The following is a 17,347-nucleotide window of genomic DNA, read 5'->3' as shown; positions in this document are numbered from 1 at the left end:
ATGCTTCACTGGCCTCGGTAAACATTGCAAAGTTCATGCGGCAACAATACTATCCGTCGCTTTCCATCGGATTGCTAAAGGCCTATCTGAGTAATATTTATATGCTCAAAAGAATTTTTAGCAGGTCCGGTCTGAAACCGAACAGAACTTTTAATACTAAACTTATCAAAGAACTCTTTGGCATAGTGGCAGAAGCCGCTTAGCCGATATGGTGAATTTTTAACGGACTATTATAATTAACAACAAATCATCAATCATTTATGAATGAAGATCACAAAAAACGAGGACTAACACATAGCAAACTCCTCACAGCAGTGGCAATCAGCTCACTGTTATTAAGCAGCGGCAACGTGATGGCTGCACAAGCCAATCCTGATAATTCGCTTGGCGTAACAGAACAATTACAAGCTATCACTATCAGCGGTTTAGTTGTCGATGCAGCCGGCGAACCGATTATCGGTGCCAGCGTAGTAGAAAAAGGGACTACCAACGGCGGAATTACCGACTTAGACGGTAAGTTTACATTGACCATAACACCGGGAGCAACACTAAAAATATCATTTGTGGGCTATCAGACACAAGAAGTGAAGGCAGCCAAAACGATGAGAATAACTCTGAAAGAAGATACCGAGATGCTGGATGAAGTAGTAGTAGTAGGCTACGGTGTACAAAAGAAGGCTAACTTGACAGGAGCAGTTTCTACAGTGGACTTAAACAAGACAATGGCAGGTCGTCCACAACAAGATGTAGCCAAAGCATTGCAAGGGGCTGTTCCGGGACTAAGCATTCTCACCACAAGTGGTGCCATCGACGAGACAGCCTCCATGCGTATACGTGGTTTGGGGACATTGAGTAATGGAGAAGTCAGCAATCCACTCATTGTAGTGGACGGCGTTCCGATGGATGACATTTCTTTCCTCGATACGCAAGACATCGAAAATATTTCCGTACTGAAGGACGCTTCCGCTTCCTCCATTTATGGAACGCGCGCCGCTTTCGGTGTGATTCTAATCAATACCAAGAGCGCAAAGCCTAGCGAAAAGGTTACCATCAATTACAGCAACAATTTTGCATGGGATCAAGCTACTTACCTGCCGGACTATCCCGATGTACCCACACAATTAAAGATGGGTATCGAAGCCAGTATGAACGGTGGTGCCGGTATGCCTGAATTGTTCGGTATGTATTTCGACAAATTGTTACCTTACGCCGAAAAGTGGCAGCAACAGAACGGCGGCAAGACCGGCTACCGTCCTATGAACCTCTACCAAAGCGATAGTAACGTGGGTGACTATATCGTATTGGACGGCACTCCTTTTTATTATGCTGACTGGGATGTACAGGACATCTACTTCAACAAAGCTGCTCCTTCCATGAGCCACAATGTTTCTATACAAGGAACATCTGGTAAGACCAATTACTACCTATCTTTCGGCTACAACGAAAAGCAAGGACAGATGAAGATTCACCCGGACGAACTAAAAAAGTACAATGCCTCAGTCAATGTCACCACTAATGTTTACGACTGGCTACAGGTGGGTGCACGCATCAACTATAGTCGTAAGAACTATAAACGCCCGGACACATGGGCCAACACCTACCAATATTTGTGGCGTTGGGGTTCTTATTTCATTCCTTCGGGCACAATCGACGGCTATGACACACGCGTCATGGCCATGCAGAAGCAAGCTGCCGATCGTGAAGTGACAACAGACCTGACCCGTATGAACACCTTCTTGAAAGCTGAAATCGTTAAAGGACTGACCCTTAATGCAGACTTTACATATGCCATTCAGAATATGAACAGCGGTTCGCAGGACAACTCCGTTTACGGCATCAATTGGAGCGGGAAACCGGTACCCTCTTACATCGTCACTAAAGGCAATAGCGGCATCTGGAGAGACTTTTCCAAACAGAACACATGGACGGCCAACGCATACGTAAACTATACCAAAACATTTGCCAAAAAACACAACCTGAATGTAATGGCAGGTGTCAACGCAGAAGAAGAGGAATACAAATATCTGTATGGTACCCGCAATGTGATGTACGATCAAGAGGGATACCCCGAACTGAATATGGCTGGCAAGGATGGACAAGATTTGAGTTGGAATCATACATCCCGCGCTTCTGCCGGTTATTTCGGCCGTATCAATTATGACTACAAAGGCATTTATTTATTGGAACTGAACGGACGTTACGACGGTTCTTCCCGTTTCCCCCATACCGACCAGTGGGCCTTCTTCCCTTCTGCATCCATCGGCTACCGCTTCTCCGAAGAAGCCTACTTCGCCCCACTGAAACATATTGTCAGCAATGGTAAGTTGCGTGCTTCTTTTGGCGAAATCGGCAACGAGGCTGTGGGCGACTACATGTTCGAACAATTAATAAGCCAACGGTTGAACAATAAAAGTACCGGCTATATCTATTGGATTGAAAACAATAATGCCAACGCTAATCTCCTGACCATGTATAACATGCCGGATTTGGTATCAAGTACTTTGACCTGGGAGCGTATCCGCACCCTCAATATAGGTCTTGACCTGGGTCTCTTGAATGACGAACTGACTATAGGTTTCGACTGGTTCCAACGTGAGAATCGTGACATGCTGGCACCGGCACAAGTATTGCCGAACACTCTGGGTGCTTCTGCTCCTTATGAAAATGCCGGTACCTTACGTACACGTGGATGGGAGTTGAACTTGAACTGGCGCCATACCTTCGGCGACTTCGACGTATATGCCAACTTCAACATCGGTGACTCCAAGACTAAAGTAACAAAGTGGGACAATGATTCCAAACTGCTCAGCACCTATTACACCGGTAAAACCTACGGTGACATTTTCGGTTTTGAAACCGACCGTTACTTCGAGGAAAAAGACTTCACCAGCCAAAATGCAGACGGCTCATGGAATTATGCAAACGGCATTGCAAGCCAGGCAGGACTGGAATCCGGTAATTTCCATTACGGCCCGGGAGACGTCAAGTTCAAGGATTTAGACGGCAATGGCAAGATTGACGGTGGAAAAGGCACAGCAGACGACCACGGCGATTTGAAAGTCATCGGAAACTCTATGCCACGCTACGAATACAGCTTCCATTTAGGCGGAGCGTGGAAAGGTATCGACCTTGACCTCTACTTCCAAGGTGTAGGCAAACGTGAGGACTGGACGACTTCTTCCCTAAACCTTCCCGCCATGGTACATGCCGACGTAGCCATCTATTCCCACCAAACAAGCTATAACAAAGTGCTTTGGAATTCAGACTATACCGCCATTACCGGTTATGAGGTAAATCAAGGCAACCGTTATCCACGTCTTTATCGTGGTACAAATAATAGTGGAGGTACCGTATCCGGTATAGCTAACGGCTGCAACAACTACTATCCCCAATCCCGCTATTTGACAGACATGTCCTATCTTCGTCTGAAGAACGTAACTGTGGGATATACCCTTCCGAAAGAGTGGACACGCAAAGCCTACATTGAGAAAGCACGTATCTACTTCAGTGGCAGCAACCTCTTTCTGCTCCACAAAGGGAATGACCTTCCAGTCGACCCCGAAATCAGTACAGGCAATGGACTTACAGCTGGTGGATGGGGACGTATAGCTCCTATTACACGCACATTCTCATTTGGAGTCCAGGTAACATTATAACAACCTCAAAAACTTAAGAACAATGAAGAAATTATTTATATATGGGGTCACAGCGCTGGCGATGTTAACCGGTTGCAACGATTTGCTGGACAAATCCCCCTTGGATACCTTCACGAATACTCCGGCATACTGGAGCAACACCGATAATTTGGATAATCAGTGCAATACTTTTTATAACAACTTTACCGGCTTTGGCAACGGAGCCAGTGGAGGATGGTTCTACTTCAAAACAATAAGCGATGACCAGGTAGATGCAGAAAGCCATAACTGGACTTACACTAACGTGGTCGCATCTTCCACAAACTGGTCAGCCCCTTTCACAGAAATCCGACGCGCCAACTATATCATTGCCGGTGTACAGTCTTCCTCTCTTGATGAAGCAACAAAGGCCCACTATGAAGGTCTTGCACGCATGAACCGTGCGTGGGAATACTATCAGTTGGTCCGTATGTACGGCGATGTTCAATGGATAGACAAAGTTATCGACCCAGCCGACAACGAAGCCCTCTACGGACCACGCACCGACCGGGATGAAGTGATGGACCATGTGCTGGCAGACATCAATTATGCGTGCGAACACATTACCGCAAACAGCAATCGGCAACGTTTCAGCACCGACATGGCATATGCCATGAAAGCAGACATCACCTTATATGAAGGTACATACTGCAAATATCGCACTCAAGCAGAGAATGGCAAAGCCGCTGATGAGAGCCGCGCCAACAAATACTTGCAAGAATGTGTATCAGCCTGCGAATATCTTATGGCCAAAAACTACTCTCTAAGTAACAGTTACAAAGCCAACTATAATTCTGTCAGCCTGGCAAGCAATCCGGAAATGATTTTCTACAAGCCTTATGCACAAAGTTCGTTAAGGCACTCCACCATTGACTACACAATCAATACAAGTGGTACGCACGGCATTTCAAAGGACGCATTCGACAGTTTCCTTTTCCTTGATGGAAAACCGTTGGCAACAACCTCGAAAAACAAGGACGATGCAGCCGTATTGGATGCAGACAAAAATTACTCTATAAGAGAGGTTTTGGCCGTACGCGACAAGCGCCTGTCCGAAATTCTTGACCCGGTACTTTCTTTCAGAGGCCACGCCTACAGCCGTGCCGGTGTAGCAGCCTTCACCACATCGACCGGTTATGGCATCGCCAAGTATGATAACCCCGAAGAATTGAGTGTTAGCGACCGAAACAACATCGGCTACCAATACACCGACTGCCCGCTCTATTGGATTTCAGTTATTTATCTGAACTTTGCAGAAGCCAAAGCCGAAATGGGTTCTCTCACACAAGACGATCTCAACAACTCCATAAACAAGCTTCAGGCTCGTGCCGGCCTGCCGGCTATGACAACTACTCCAGATGCCGATCCTGCCAATAATATGGGAGTAAGCAATCTGATTTGGGAGATACGCCGCTGTCGCCGTTGCGAACTGATTATGGATAACTGGTACCGATATTGGGATTTAATCCGTTGGCACCAGCTCGACAAATTGGATTCAACCAAGTACCCGAACACCATGTTGGGCGCCAACGTAAGCAATGTGCCTGACTGTGAAGAAGCGACCAAGAACGGATATATAGATGCCTCCGATGCACAAATCCGTACTTATGAAGCCAAACATTATTTCTACCCGATTCCAACTACACAGTTGACCCTGAATAAAAACATGAAGCAGAATCCGGGTTGGTAATCAACTAAAAACAGCATATCGCGCTGTACCTCGTTTGGATTTAATTAAAGCGTTCATACATTCCATGTATCTAAATACAAATGTATGGACGCTTTTGTTATTCCCTTTAAAAGGTGTATAGAAACACGAATAGCACCTTCTAAAAGGAACCATAAATCAATATCATATACTTTCCCTTCGTTCATAACATACTAACAAGAAACATATCATGAAAAAGAAGAACATATTTTTCGTACTACTAATCTGCTTCATCAATAGTAGTTGCAACAAAGAAGAACAAACAGACGAGTTACAAGATAAGGATTTCTATTCTGATGTCACAACACGTGCTTCCTACATAAGCGGTACTATTACGGGCGAAATGAACCCCTATGTTAGTGATGGTTACTACACTTATGATTTAAGTATTCCTATACAAAAACAATCTGTAGGTATAAGAATTTCAGCAGTCGGTGGAGAAGCACGATTCAAAACAAACTACCAAGAACGATTCGAGAGTACATGGGTAACCCAAATTCCAGCAGGAAAAAACCATTTTCCAATAAATGTATTATGGACTAAAGCAGGTAGTAATTCTACCCTGATGGTACGTCCTGAAAAAAGTACAATCGAACTTACCGCAGATCTAAGAAACATCAATGTCAAAATGAAACCTATGCCAATCAATGCCCCTTCAACATTTGAATTGGGAGATACGATAACACTTTGGTGCAATTATTCCATAAACAAAGATACGGGCATAAAGTGGACTTACGATAAAAATCTATTCGCTGAAGTCTCTCAAAGTGCATCTGTCACACAAAGTAGATTCCAAATAAATTTGAAATCAAAGCAAGCCTTCAAGAACAGCGATGTCGGAGTAGAAGTCCATGATTTCTACATAAATTCTATCGGAGCAAAAGAGTATTTCATGGCTCGGAAAAGCAATATCAGTTTTCCCAATATGGGTCCTCAAATAGATGGCTACAGAAATATTGAACAATATAAAGAATACATATATTCCATCAATGACAGCAAGGCACATACATTTTATTGGACCGGGAAGAATATTAAGATAGTAAGTGGTCAGAACAGCTCTACGGTAACAATCGTACCGACACAACCCGGTAACGCAAGTGTCAAAGTGAGCTACAAATATAAAAATCAAACCGATAATTTTACCAATGAGCTACCTTTGAGTGTATCTAAGACATCAATGCAACTGATCGGCCCTGACGTAATCTGTGACAACGGGACATTCAGTATCAAGAATTTTCCCACAAAAGCAACAGTGGATTGGATTGTTGGCAACGATTTATATTCGCAATTAAATCAGGCATCACCTGCTATCACCCTGAATAATTTAGGGACACCCGGAGGCAGTTCCATTTATACGACCTTAACCGCAATAGTACACACAAAGGAATACACTGTTCAGTTTTCCAAACCAATTACTTTCAATGTATCAGGAATACAAGAAAATGACCATGACATTATATATGGCTATCTGTCACAAAGCGGAGGTGAATGCGGATTGAATCCTATTCCTGAAGGTGCGCATGATTTTCATTGGAGTGTTGACTGCGATTGGGAGGTAGACATGCAAGGATATTATTTCACTACTTTCAGCAGTCGGAACAGTCATGAAATTGAACGAGTTTGCGTAACGGTTGATTTCATAAATGCATGTGGAACCAGAACATACATATATAACTATTTCGACATCGGCTCAACAAATTCAGGAACTTATTCCACACCTAAAAACAGCCTTTCTCCAAAATAGCCCCAGACAGCTTTCACGAAAAAGCCCCCATCCATTTGCTCGTTACACAAAAGAAGCTTATATTTGCTTACTTAAAAACAGACAGCTATCATGGTACAGCAAGACATACGATGGATACAGCGTTTTGAATATACCCACGAACTGGCCTGGAAAGTGATGAAGGACTATGCAGAATATCAGGGGTATACCGACATCCGCAGCTCCCGTGATGCCATACGCAAAGCCCTTGAAATGGGATTGATTGATGACAAGCAATGGACGGAGACTATAGAAGCCCGAAATCTGACATCGCACAATCATGACAACGATGTAGTCTCTGAAGAGAAAATGCAATCCTTGAATACACCATCCTTATTCGATTGAGCTATGTACGGATTGACCGACAATGAACTGGAAAAGCTATGCAATCTCTTCCGGAAACATGAAGAAATAGAGCAGGCTGTTTTGTACGGCTCACGAGCCAAAGGAAATTTCAAGCCTTTTTCCGACATAGACATCACGCTGATGGGAGACAGACTTACGTATAATACTTTAAGTAGCCTTTCCGATGAAATAGACGACCTGCTTTTGCCTTACAGCGTAGACCTTTCCATCTATGGCAAATTAAAGAATGCCGACCTTTTGGAACATATACACCGTATGGGAATACCCATATTCAGCCGCCCATCAAACTAAACTAAATTTCACACATCCACCCTCACCACCCTCACCTTTCGCACGCATCGCCCTATTCATCGGCATTCAAGAGGTGGGTGAGAGCAAATTTAAAAAGTGAGGGCAAAATTTTCCCTCACCACAAGATTTCTTCGTTCAAAGTTATAAGTCACTCATTCTTACCATAATATCCAGGAGCAGGCACATAAATCGGCTGCTGTATTGTCCCTTCATTTTTCAACTTTCCTTCGGTACGCAGCCGACGGATATGCCGCATGGCGGTAGTACGCATCATGCCGCAAACGCTTTGAAAGTCATTCCGTGTCATAAAAGGGCGAGTGGCGAAATAGTTGGTCAGCCGACGGTCTATCTCTTTATCCGTCAGTTTAGCCGAATGCTCGTTTGCCTTCAAAGCCTTTGCCTTGATGGTACCAATTTCATTTTTCAGTTTTTGGTCGGCACGAAATTTCACACCCGCCATCTTCACCTTCGTCAACTTACGCTTGGTAGCAGCCACTACCGGTTCGATCGTGGTGAGCGACACGCGAAAGTAGCCGATGCCGTCGAGATGCACCTGCCTTCCTTCGGCAAGTTCCCTGCCCATGACGTGCGACACAGCATCAAGCACAGCCGTCACATCGGTTTCTGTCAATGAGCAACGTGCCTGGATGTCCCGCCGCAATTCATCGGTAGACCTGCTCCCATTTAGGCGGAGACGGGGATGAAGGATTTTATCTTCCGGAGATTTGTCGTACGAGTCCGGATTCTCGTACCAATCAAACAAAATAGCCATAGTTCAAACTGCGTTAAAGGGTTACATTATACGATAAAGCACTGCACGGAACACGTGCGAAGTACGTACGCAGTCTGTTGAAGTACCAAGGTTATATCACAGCCCAGCCCGTGAGCAGAACCGTTCACTGTAGTGAGCTGCTCCGTTCACTAATATGAACAAGAAAGACCACTTTAGTGGACTGTTCATAAACTCTGGTGTAAAAGTAGACAAAACTATGGGGATAAGCAAAGAAACGAACACCTTTTATAAAAGAAACATATAGACATTCCACCCCAAAAAAGAAGCCAATCGGAAAATAATCCTTGAAAAGCTTGTATCCACCCCTTTCCCGGCGTATCTTTACAAGAATATTACATACACGATAAAGAATGAAAATCACACTGATCAGAGAGGAACGCGAAAGCGGAAAAGAGGCCGTCAGCACACAAGAAACGGACATGTTGATGGAAAAGCTGAAAACCGAGAACAAGACCGGATACATTACGGAGCTGCGTAGCATCATCCCGCATTTGAAAGGGACCAACGCCCGATATGAGCATATCGACAGACTGCCGCGTCTCTATCCCGCCGTAGAAATGACCCGCACCAAAGCAGGAGAACACCGGATAAAGACTTACAACGGGCTGGTACTACTGGAAGTAAACAACCTGGCCGGGGTGGCCGAAGCCGAACTGGTGAAACAACAAGCCGCCCTGCTGCCGCAAACCTTTGCCGCCTTCTGTGGCTCCAGCGGACGAAGCGCCAAAATATGGGTACGCTTCACCCTGCCCGACGGAGGGCTTCCAAAGAATGAAGACGATATCGCCTTATTCCACGCCCACGCCTACCGCCTGGCAGTGAAGTGCTACCAACCCCTTCTCCCTTTCCCCATCACCCTCCGGGCTCCTTCACTCCTACAAAGCTGCCGGATGACCGTGGACGAACAGCCCTATTATAGCCCCACTGCCGTGGCCTTCTGCCTGGAACAGCCCTGCGCCCTGCCCTCGGAAGACAACTACCGCCAACGGAAACAGCAGGAAAGCAATCCGTTGCTGAGAATGACTCCCGGCTACGAAGTGGCGGACACATGCAACCTGCTCTTCGAGGCCGCCCTCGACCGCGCCTTCCGCGATTTGGACAACTGGCGACGGGGCGACGACCTGCGCCCGCTGCTGTCCCGCCTTGCCGAACATTGCTTCAAAGCCGGCATTCCTGAAGAAGAAGCGGTGCGCCAGACACTGATGCACTACTACCGGGAGGCAGACGAACCCCTTGTACGCCTGACGCTGCATAACCTTTACGGGGAATTGAAAGGCTTCGGCACCCGCAGCAGCCTGAACAAAGACCAGGAAACAGCTTTCCGGCTGGAAGAGTTCATGAAACGCCGCTACGAATTCCGCTACAACACCGTGCTTGGCGACTTGGAATACCGGCAGCGCGACTCCATCCACTTCTACTTCCAGCCTGCCGACCAGCGCGTACGCAGCAGCATCGCCATGAATGCGCTGAAAGAGGGGATACGCGTGTGGGACCGCGACATCACCCGCTTCCTCGCTTCGGACTACGTGCCGCTGTACAATCCCATCGAAGAATATCTTTACAACACCGGACGCTGGGACGGCAAAGACCGCATCCGCGCACTCGCCGACCTCGTGCCCTGCCACAACCCGCACTGGCGGGAACTGTTCTACCGGTGGTTTCTTGGCATGGTGGCACATTGGCGGGGAATCGACAAACAGCACGGCAACAATACCTCGCCCCTGCTCGTAGGTCCGCAAGGTTACCGCAAAAGTACTTTCTGCCGTATCCTATTGCCACCGGAACTGCGTTTCGGCTACACCGACAGTATCGACTTCAAGAGCAAGCAGGAAGCGGAGCGCAGCCTTGGCCGCTTTTTTCTGATTAACATCGACGAATTCGACCAGATAAACGCCAATCAGCAAGGCTTCTTGAAGCACCTCCTGCAAAAACCGGTTGCCAACCTGCGAAAGCCCTACGGTAGCACTATTCAGGAAATGCGCCGCTATGCCTCCTTCATCGGGACCAGCAACCAGAAAGACCTGCTGACCGACCCGTCGGGAAGTCGCCGTTTCATTTGCATCGAAGTGACCGGCCCTATCCAGACAAACGTCACTATCAATTATCGCCAGCTCTATGCCCAAGCCATGCACGACATCATGAAGGGTGAACGCTACTGGCTGGACGACACTGACGAAGCAATCGTAAAGGAGTACAACCGGGAATTCGAGCGGGTAGACCCATTGGAAGAACTTTTCCTTTGCCATTTCCGTGGCGCGGAGGAGAGCGAAGAAGGCGAATGGCTCACAGCCATGCAGATTTTCAACGACCTGCAACAGAAAACGAGGGATAAGTTGGCCATCAACCGGATAGCAGCTTTCGGGCGCACGCTCCGCAAGCTGGACATCCTCAACAAGAAATCGAACCGGGGAACACTTTATCATCTGGTAAGAATAGAAGAATGAACCGGCACTCCCGCCGATTGTACCAAAGTGAGGGCAAATTTTGCCCTCACTCTTTCTATTTGCCCTCACTCACCGCTCAAACACCGATGAATAAAGGGACAGAAGGGAAAAGTGAGGGCAGTGAGGGCTACATCAAGAAAATCGTATTAGTTTTGTCACTACCCTGACTGTTAAGGCGGCAACACGCTTTCTTCGCAAAAAGACAGTTCCATACAGAGTTTGGCAGGGAGCAGATGCAGTTCAGCCACTATTTAAATAAGGTGAGCCGTCGTTTATTTGCAAATTATGATTGATAATACTAAAAATACTCAAATAAGTGTTTTTGATATTAAAATAAAACGTATCTTTGTTGCAGACAACATCTTCCTTAACAATACTATTATGAAGAAACTGCTGCTTTTAGCCTTTGTGCTATGTAGTTCTTTACTGTGCCGGGCACAAGAAGAACGAGTTATTTTAGGTGATGAACAGACTTCCGAGTATTTTCCAATCCTAAAAGATAAACGGATTGCAATATTCTCCAATCATACAGGAATGATAGGAGACAAGCATCTGCTGGACATCCTGCTGGAAAACAAGTTCAACGTAGTAGCCATTTTCTCCCCTGAACACGGTTTCAGAGGAGATGCCGACGCAGGCGAACACGTGTCCAGCTCGGTAGACAAGAAGACCGGAGTACCTATCCTCTCGCTGTACGACGGGAAATCCGGGAAACCAAGCGAAGCATCCATGCGCAAGTTCGATATCCTTGTGGTAGACATCCAGGATGTAGGCCTGAGATTCTATACTTATTATGCCTCCATGTGCCGGCTGATGGACGCTTGTGCAGAATACAACCGAAAGGTGCTGATACTGGACCGCCCCAATCCGAACGGACACTACGTGGACGGCCCGATACTGGACATGAAATATAAATCCGGCGTAGGTTGGCTGCCGATTCCCGTGGTGCACGGCATGACGCTGGGCGAACTGGGCCTGATGGTAAACGGCGAACGCTGGTTGCCGGCGTCACGCACTTGCGACCTGACCGTCATTCCCTGCAAGAACTATACGCACCAGACCCTATACAAGCTGCCGATTCCCCCATCCCCCAATCTGCCGAACATGAAGTCCATCTATCTGTACCCCTCGACCTGCTACTTCGAGGCCACTCCGGTCAGCCTGGGAAGAGGAACCGACCTCCCCTTCCAGGTCTACGGGCATCCCAACATGACGGGCTACAGCTACAGCTTCACCCCGCGCAGTGTTCCCGGAGCCAAGAATCCGCCCCAGCTGGGCAAGCTTTGCCACGGTGTGAACCTGAGCAATATGAGCGACGAGGAAATCCGTAAACGCGGCATCGACCTGAGCTACGTGATAGACGCTTACCGCAATCTGAACATGGACGACCACTTCTTCCGTTCCTTCTTCGAGCTGTTGATAGGCACCGACTACGTGCGCAAAATGATAAAGGAAGGAAAGAGCGCCGAAGAAATCAAGGCAAGATGGAAAGACGACGTAGAGAAATTCAAGATACAGCGCAAGCCCTATCTGCTCTACGAAGAATAAAGGGATGTACGATTTGACGATTTACGATTTACGATTGAAAAATGAACGTGAATCGGAAGAGAACGTCAAAGCGTACATAGGATAATCAAAGTCGTACATATCATCAAAAGAAGTAATTTCAATCGTAAATCGTAAATCGTAAATCATAAAATCGTAAATATCCTCATGACTCCACTTTCCGTAATCATCACCATAGCCGCTTACTTCGCGATACTGTTCACGGTATCCTATATTGCAGGAAGAAAGGCTGACAACGCAGGATTCTTTGTCGGCAACCGCAAGTCATCCTGGTATGTCGTGGCGTTTGCCATGGTCGGTTCCGCCATTTCAGGTGTGACCTATGTATCCGTACCCGGCATGGTTGCCGCCAGCAGCTTCGGCTATCTGCAAATGGTGTTGGGCTTCATTGCCGGACAGCTCATCATAGCCTATCTGCTGGTACCGCTATTCTACAAAATGAACCTGGTATCCATCTATGAATACTTGGAGAACCGTTTCGGCATGTCTTCCTACCGCACGGGTGCCTGGTTCTTCTTCATCTCCAAAATGCTCGGTGCCGCTGTCCGTCTGTTCCTCGTATGCCTGACGTTGCAACTGCTGGTATTCGAACCTTTCGGACTGCCTTTCCTGCTGAACGTGGCCATCACGGTGGCACTGGTCTGGTTGTACACTTTCCAAGGTGGCGTGAAGTCCCTTATCTGGACAGACTCTCTGAAGACATTCTGCTTGGTGGTGTCGGTCGTACTCTGCATCTGGTACATCGCTTCCGACCTCAATCTGTCATTTACCGGTATGGTAAGCACCATTGCCGACAGTGACATGTCCCGCATCTTCTTCTTCGACGATGTGAACAGCAAGCAGTACTTCTTCAAGCAGTTCCTCGCCGGCGCCTTCACCATGATTGCCATGACCGGGCTAGACCAGGACATGATGCAGCGCAACCTGAGCTGCAAGAACTTCAAGGACTCGCAGAAGAACATGATTACCAGTGCCATTTCGCAGTTCTTCGTCATCCTGCTCTTCCTGATGCTGGGCGTGCTGCTCTACATCTTTGCCGCCAACCAGCAGATTTCGGTGGAGAAGAGTGACGAACTATTCCCGCTGATTGCCACCGGAAACTACTTCCCTGCCATTGTGGGCATATTGTTCATCATCGGCCTGATTTCTTCCGCCTATTCGGCCGCAGGCTCGGCACTCACCGCGCTGACCACTTCCTTCACCGTAGACATTCTGGGAACGAAAGGCAAGTCGGAAGAGACGGTTGTGAAGATGCGCAAGAAAGTGCACATCGGCATGGCGGTTGTCATGGGAATCACCATTTTCGTATTCAATCTTCTGAACAACACCAGTGTCATCGACGCTGTATATATTCTGGCAAGCTATACCTACGGTCCTATCCTGGGTCTGTTTGCTTTCGGCATTTTCATGAAACAACAAGTGCGTGACAAGTACATCCCGCTGGTTGCCATCGCCTCCCCGGTTCTCTGCTTCATTCTGCAGAAGAATTCCGAAGCCTGGTTCGGAGGTTATCAATTCAGCTACGAATTGCTGATTTTCAATGCACTGTTCACTTTCATCGGTCTCTGTCTATTGATTAAGAAAGATAAAAAGAACAATTAACTTAATACATCATCTATGAATGTAAGACGTCAGTTTTTACTTAGTCTGCTTGCCGCCTCCCTCTTCCCCCAATTGGGAGGTGCGCAAGGACTTCCGACAAATGTCTGCCAAGCAATCGAGAGATTCTTGGATGCCACTGCACGGAAAGAAATCTCAGTAGGTCGTATCAGCATCGACTCAGTAGTCGTGGAAGGAAATACGCTGCAACTGTTTGCCAACATGAACTGTGCCTATATTCCTTTCCGTGAGGACAATGTGGCCGAAATCTACCAAGGCGTAAGCGCCCTGCTGCCGGCGGAGTTTGCCAAATACAAGCTGCAAATCCGTACCAACAAGCGCAGCATCGAAGAACTGGTTCCCCAAGTCCTGCGTAGTAAAAAAGACAAAAAGACGAAGACATTCAATCCCGTCGCTTCCAAGCCTCTGGTTACCGACGTTTCCGCCCCCTACACCCCCACCAACGGCTTGCAGAACCGGCACATCGCCCTATGGCAAAGCCACGGCTGGTACTACGAACAAAAACTCGACCGCTGGGAATGGCAGCGTGCACGTATCTTCCAGACCGTGGAAGACCTCTACACCCAAAGCTACGTATTGCCTTTCCTCGTGCCGATGCTGGAAAATGCCGGTGCCAACGTGCTGCTTCCCCGCGAACGCGATTGCCAGACGGCAGAAGTCATCGTAGACAATGACGGTTGCCTGACCGGCCGTTCCGTCTATACAGAAAATTCCGGTGACAAGCTCTGGAGTCAGGGAGAAGGACAAGGCTTCGCCCACCTGCGCCCCCAATACATAGACTTTGAGAATCCTTTCAAGGAAGGCACCTACCGCGCCATAGAAACCATCAAGAAAGGAAACGCAAGCACCGCCGAATGGATTCCCGAAATCCCTTCGACCGGACAATACGCCGTATACGTCTCTTACCAAACCTTGCCAAACAGCGCGGACGATGCCCTTTACACCGTCTATCACAAAGGCGGCACCACGCAGTTCAAGGTAAACCAGCAAATGGGAGGCGGCACCTGGATTTATCTCGGCACCTTCGGCTTCAATGCCGGTCGGAACAATGAATGCAAAGTCGTTCTGAGCAACCTTTCCTCCAAAGTAGGAAGAATCATCACTGCCGACGCCGTGAAGATTGGCGGCGGTATGGGGAACATAGCCCGCTGCATCTCCAATGAGGGCGCTACGGAAAACCTGAAAAGCTCCGACAACCGTAACCTGCAAAATACCCATGCAGGCAACATCCAAGACCGTACAACCTCTACATTGTCCACTATCAACTATCAACCATCCAGCTATCCCCGCTTCTGCGAAGCCGCCCGCTACTGGTTGCAATGGGCAGGAATACCGGACAGTGTATATTCAGAAAGCAACGGCAGGAATGACTACACCGACGACTATAAATGCCGCGGCATCTGGGTGAACTACCTTTCCGGAGGTTCTGCCGTGAACCCTACGGAAAAAGGGCTGAACATCCCTGTCAACATGGCCTTTGCCTTCCACTCCGATGCAGGAACTACACTGAACGATTCCATCATCGGGACACTCGGCATCTACTATACCAACGCCTACAATGAGAAATTCGCCAACGGAGCATCACGCTATCTGAGCCACGACCTGACAGACTTGATTCAGTCCAACATCGTGCGCGACGTACGTACCCTCTACGAACCCCAATGGACACGCCGGGGCAAATGGAACCAATCCTACTACGAAGCCCGTGTGCCCCGCGTACCGACCATGCTGCTCGAACTGCTTTCCCATCAGAACTTTGCAGACATGCGCTACGGACTGGACCCGCGTTTCCGTTTCACCGTAAGCCGCGCCATCTACAAAGGCATGCTTCAGTTCCTCTGCTCGCAATACCACATGGATTATGTAGTGCAACCGCTACCGGTAGACCACATGGCCCTGCGCATGACCGGTGAAAATGAAGTGGAACTGACCTGGCAACCCGTGGCGGATGCGTTGGAACCGACTGCCGTAGCAGAGAAATACATTGTCTACACCCGCATCGGCGACGGAGATTTCGACAACGGAGTATTGGTGGACGGCAACAGTTACCGCACCACACTCCCCGCCGGCATGGTGTGCAGCTACAAGGTAACTGCTGTCAACAAGGGCGGTGAAAGTTTCCCTTCCGAAATTCTTTCTGCCGGACGGGCGTTCAATTCCAAAGGTACCGTATTGGTGATAAACGGATTCGACCGTATCAGTGCCCCTGCCGACTTTACGGCCCCCACCCCCGCCGACACCCTCCTTGCCGGATTTCTGGATGAGCAAGACCACGGGGTCCCCTATATCCGTGACATCAGCTACATCGGCAAGATGAAGGAATACCGCCGTTCCATTCCTTGGATGGACGACGATGCCTCCGGTTTCGGCGACAGTTATGGAAATTGCGAAACCCAAGTCATCGCAGGAAATACGTTCGATTATCCCGCCATACATGGTGCCGCTATCCTGAAAGCGGGATATTCGTTTGTATCGGTTAGCAACGAAAGCCTCTCCTCCGTAGGGAGGGGAGATAAAAATACCCCGGTGGATATGAGAGAGTATAGATATGTGGACTTGATACTGGGGAAGCAATGCCAAACCAAGATAGGACGGGGAGGCGTAAAACCGTTGGAGTTCAAGACTTTCAGCAAGCCCATGCAGGAAGCTATTGCCGCTTATTGCGAGCAAGGTGGAAACATCTTTGTTTCGGGCGCTTTTGTAGGAACGGATTTATGGGACAACCGCCTTGCAACCGCCGACGAAGCCGACAAGAAATTTGCGATGGAAGTACTGAAATATAAGTGGCGTGTGGGACAAGCGGCTACAATGGGTAAGGTGAAAAGCGTAGCTTCTCCGTTCCCCGCCCTTTCAGGAAACTATACCTATCACAATGAGCTGAATGCCGATTCGTATGTGGTGGAATCACCGGACGCCATTGAACCGGCAACCAAAGATGCACACACCGTGATGCGGTATTCTGAAAACAACCTGAGTGCCGGTGTGGCCTACCAAGGCGACTACAAGACTTTTGTATTGGGATTCCCTTTTGAATCCATACGTACTGACTCTGAAAGAGAGGCACTCATGAATGCTGTGCTGACATTCTTCAACGACAACAAATAATATCAACCAATCATCATC

At 48.0% G+C, this 17,347-nt stretch carries 10 protein-coding genes and 1 pseudogene; 10 read left to right on the top strand and 1 reads right to left on the bottom strand.

Translation table 11 applies throughout. The features are described 5' to 3' along the window. The 6 genes and pseudogenes from HU824_RS19485 to HU824_RS02885 all read left to right on the top strand — a co-directional run. Positions 1 to 203 (top strand): annotated as a pseudogene (locus HU824_RS19485) (transposase); the annotation flags it as partial. A gap of 57 nt (positions 204 to 260) precedes the next feature. Further along, entirely contained in the window at positions 261 to 3,656 is a 3,396-nt protein-coding gene (locus tag HU824_RS02905) for a TonB-dependent receptor (protein ID WP_016272490.1), read from the top strand. Positions 3,657 to 3,678: 22 nt separating this feature from the next. Continuing rightward, positions 3,679 to 5,364, top strand: coding sequence for a RagB/SusD family nutrient uptake outer membrane protein (locus HU824_RS02900; protein ID WP_005824940.1), 1,686 nt, complete (start codon positions 3,679 to 3,681; stop codon positions 5,362 to 5,364). A gap of 208 nt (positions 5,365 to 5,572) precedes the next feature. Then, positions 5,573 to 7,126 (top strand): hypothetical protein, encoded by a 1,554-nt coding sequence (locus HU824_RS02895; RefSeq protein WP_005824945.1) that lies wholly within the window; start codon positions 5,573 to 5,575, stop codon positions 7,124 to 7,126. Positions 7,127 to 7,216: 90 nt separating this feature from the next. Then, positions 7,217 to 7,489 carry an HI0074 family nucleotidyltransferase substrate-binding subunit gene (locus HU824_RS02890; RefSeq protein ID WP_005824947.1) on the top strand — a complete coding sequence of 91 codons (273 nt, stop codon included), beginning with the start codon at positions 7,217 to 7,219 and terminating at the stop codon, positions 7,487 to 7,489. 3 nt (positions 7,490 to 7,492) lie between these two features. Beyond that, entirely contained in the window at positions 7,493 to 7,801 is a 309-nt protein-coding gene (locus HU824_RS02885; protein WP_005824948.1) for a nucleotidyltransferase domain-containing protein, read from the top strand. 148 nt (positions 7,802 to 7,949) lie between these two features. Here HU824_RS02885 and HU824_RS02880 read toward each other — a convergent pair whose 3' ends face one another. Beyond that, complete coding sequence (locus HU824_RS02880; RefSeq protein ID WP_176468028.1) at positions 7,950 to 8,573, bottom strand: HU family DNA-binding protein; 624 nt, start codon at positions 8,571 to 8,573, stop codon at positions 7,950 to 7,952. A 371-nt stretch (positions 8,574 to 8,944) separates the two neighbouring features. Here HU824_RS02880 and HU824_RS02875 point away from each other — a divergent pair, with 371 nt between their 5' ends. From HU824_RS02875 to HU824_RS02860, 4 genes are all read left to right on the top strand, one after another. Then, entirely contained in the window at positions 8,945 to 11,038 is a 2,094-nt protein-coding gene (locus tag HU824_RS02875; protein ID WP_176468027.1) for a BT4734/BF3469 family protein, read from the top strand. Between the two features lie 381 nt (positions 11,039 to 11,419). Beyond that, the gene (locus HU824_RS02870) at positions 11,420 to 12,586 is read left to right on the top strand and encodes an exo-beta-N-acetylmuramidase NamZ domain-containing protein (RefSeq protein WP_176468026.1); all 1,167 of its coding nucleotides are present in this window, start codon (positions 11,420 to 11,422) and stop codon (positions 12,584 to 12,586) included. Positions 12,587 to 12,751: 165 nt separating this feature from the next. Next, positions 12,752 to 14,206: a sodium:solute symporter gene (locus tag HU824_RS02865; protein ID WP_176468025.1), complete on the top strand. Its 1,455-nt coding sequence runs from the start codon at positions 12,752 to 12,754 to the stop codon at positions 14,204 to 14,206. Positions 14,207 to 14,221: 15 nt separating this feature from the next. Beyond that, the gene (locus HU824_RS02860; RefSeq protein WP_176468024.1) at positions 14,222 to 17,329 is read left to right on the top strand and encodes a xanthan lyase; all 3,108 of its coding nucleotides are present in this window, start codon (positions 14,222 to 14,224) and stop codon (positions 17,327 to 17,329) included. The last annotated feature ends 18 nt before the right edge of the window (positions 17,330 to 17,347 follow it).

Source organism: Bacteroides sp. L10-4, assembly GCF_013373675.1.
In the GTDB taxonomy this organism is placed as follows: Bacteria; Bacteroidota; Bacteroidia; order Bacteroidales; family Bacteroidaceae; genus Bacteroides; species Bacteroides muris.
This window is presented reverse-complemented; position numbering and strand designations above follow the sequence as displayed.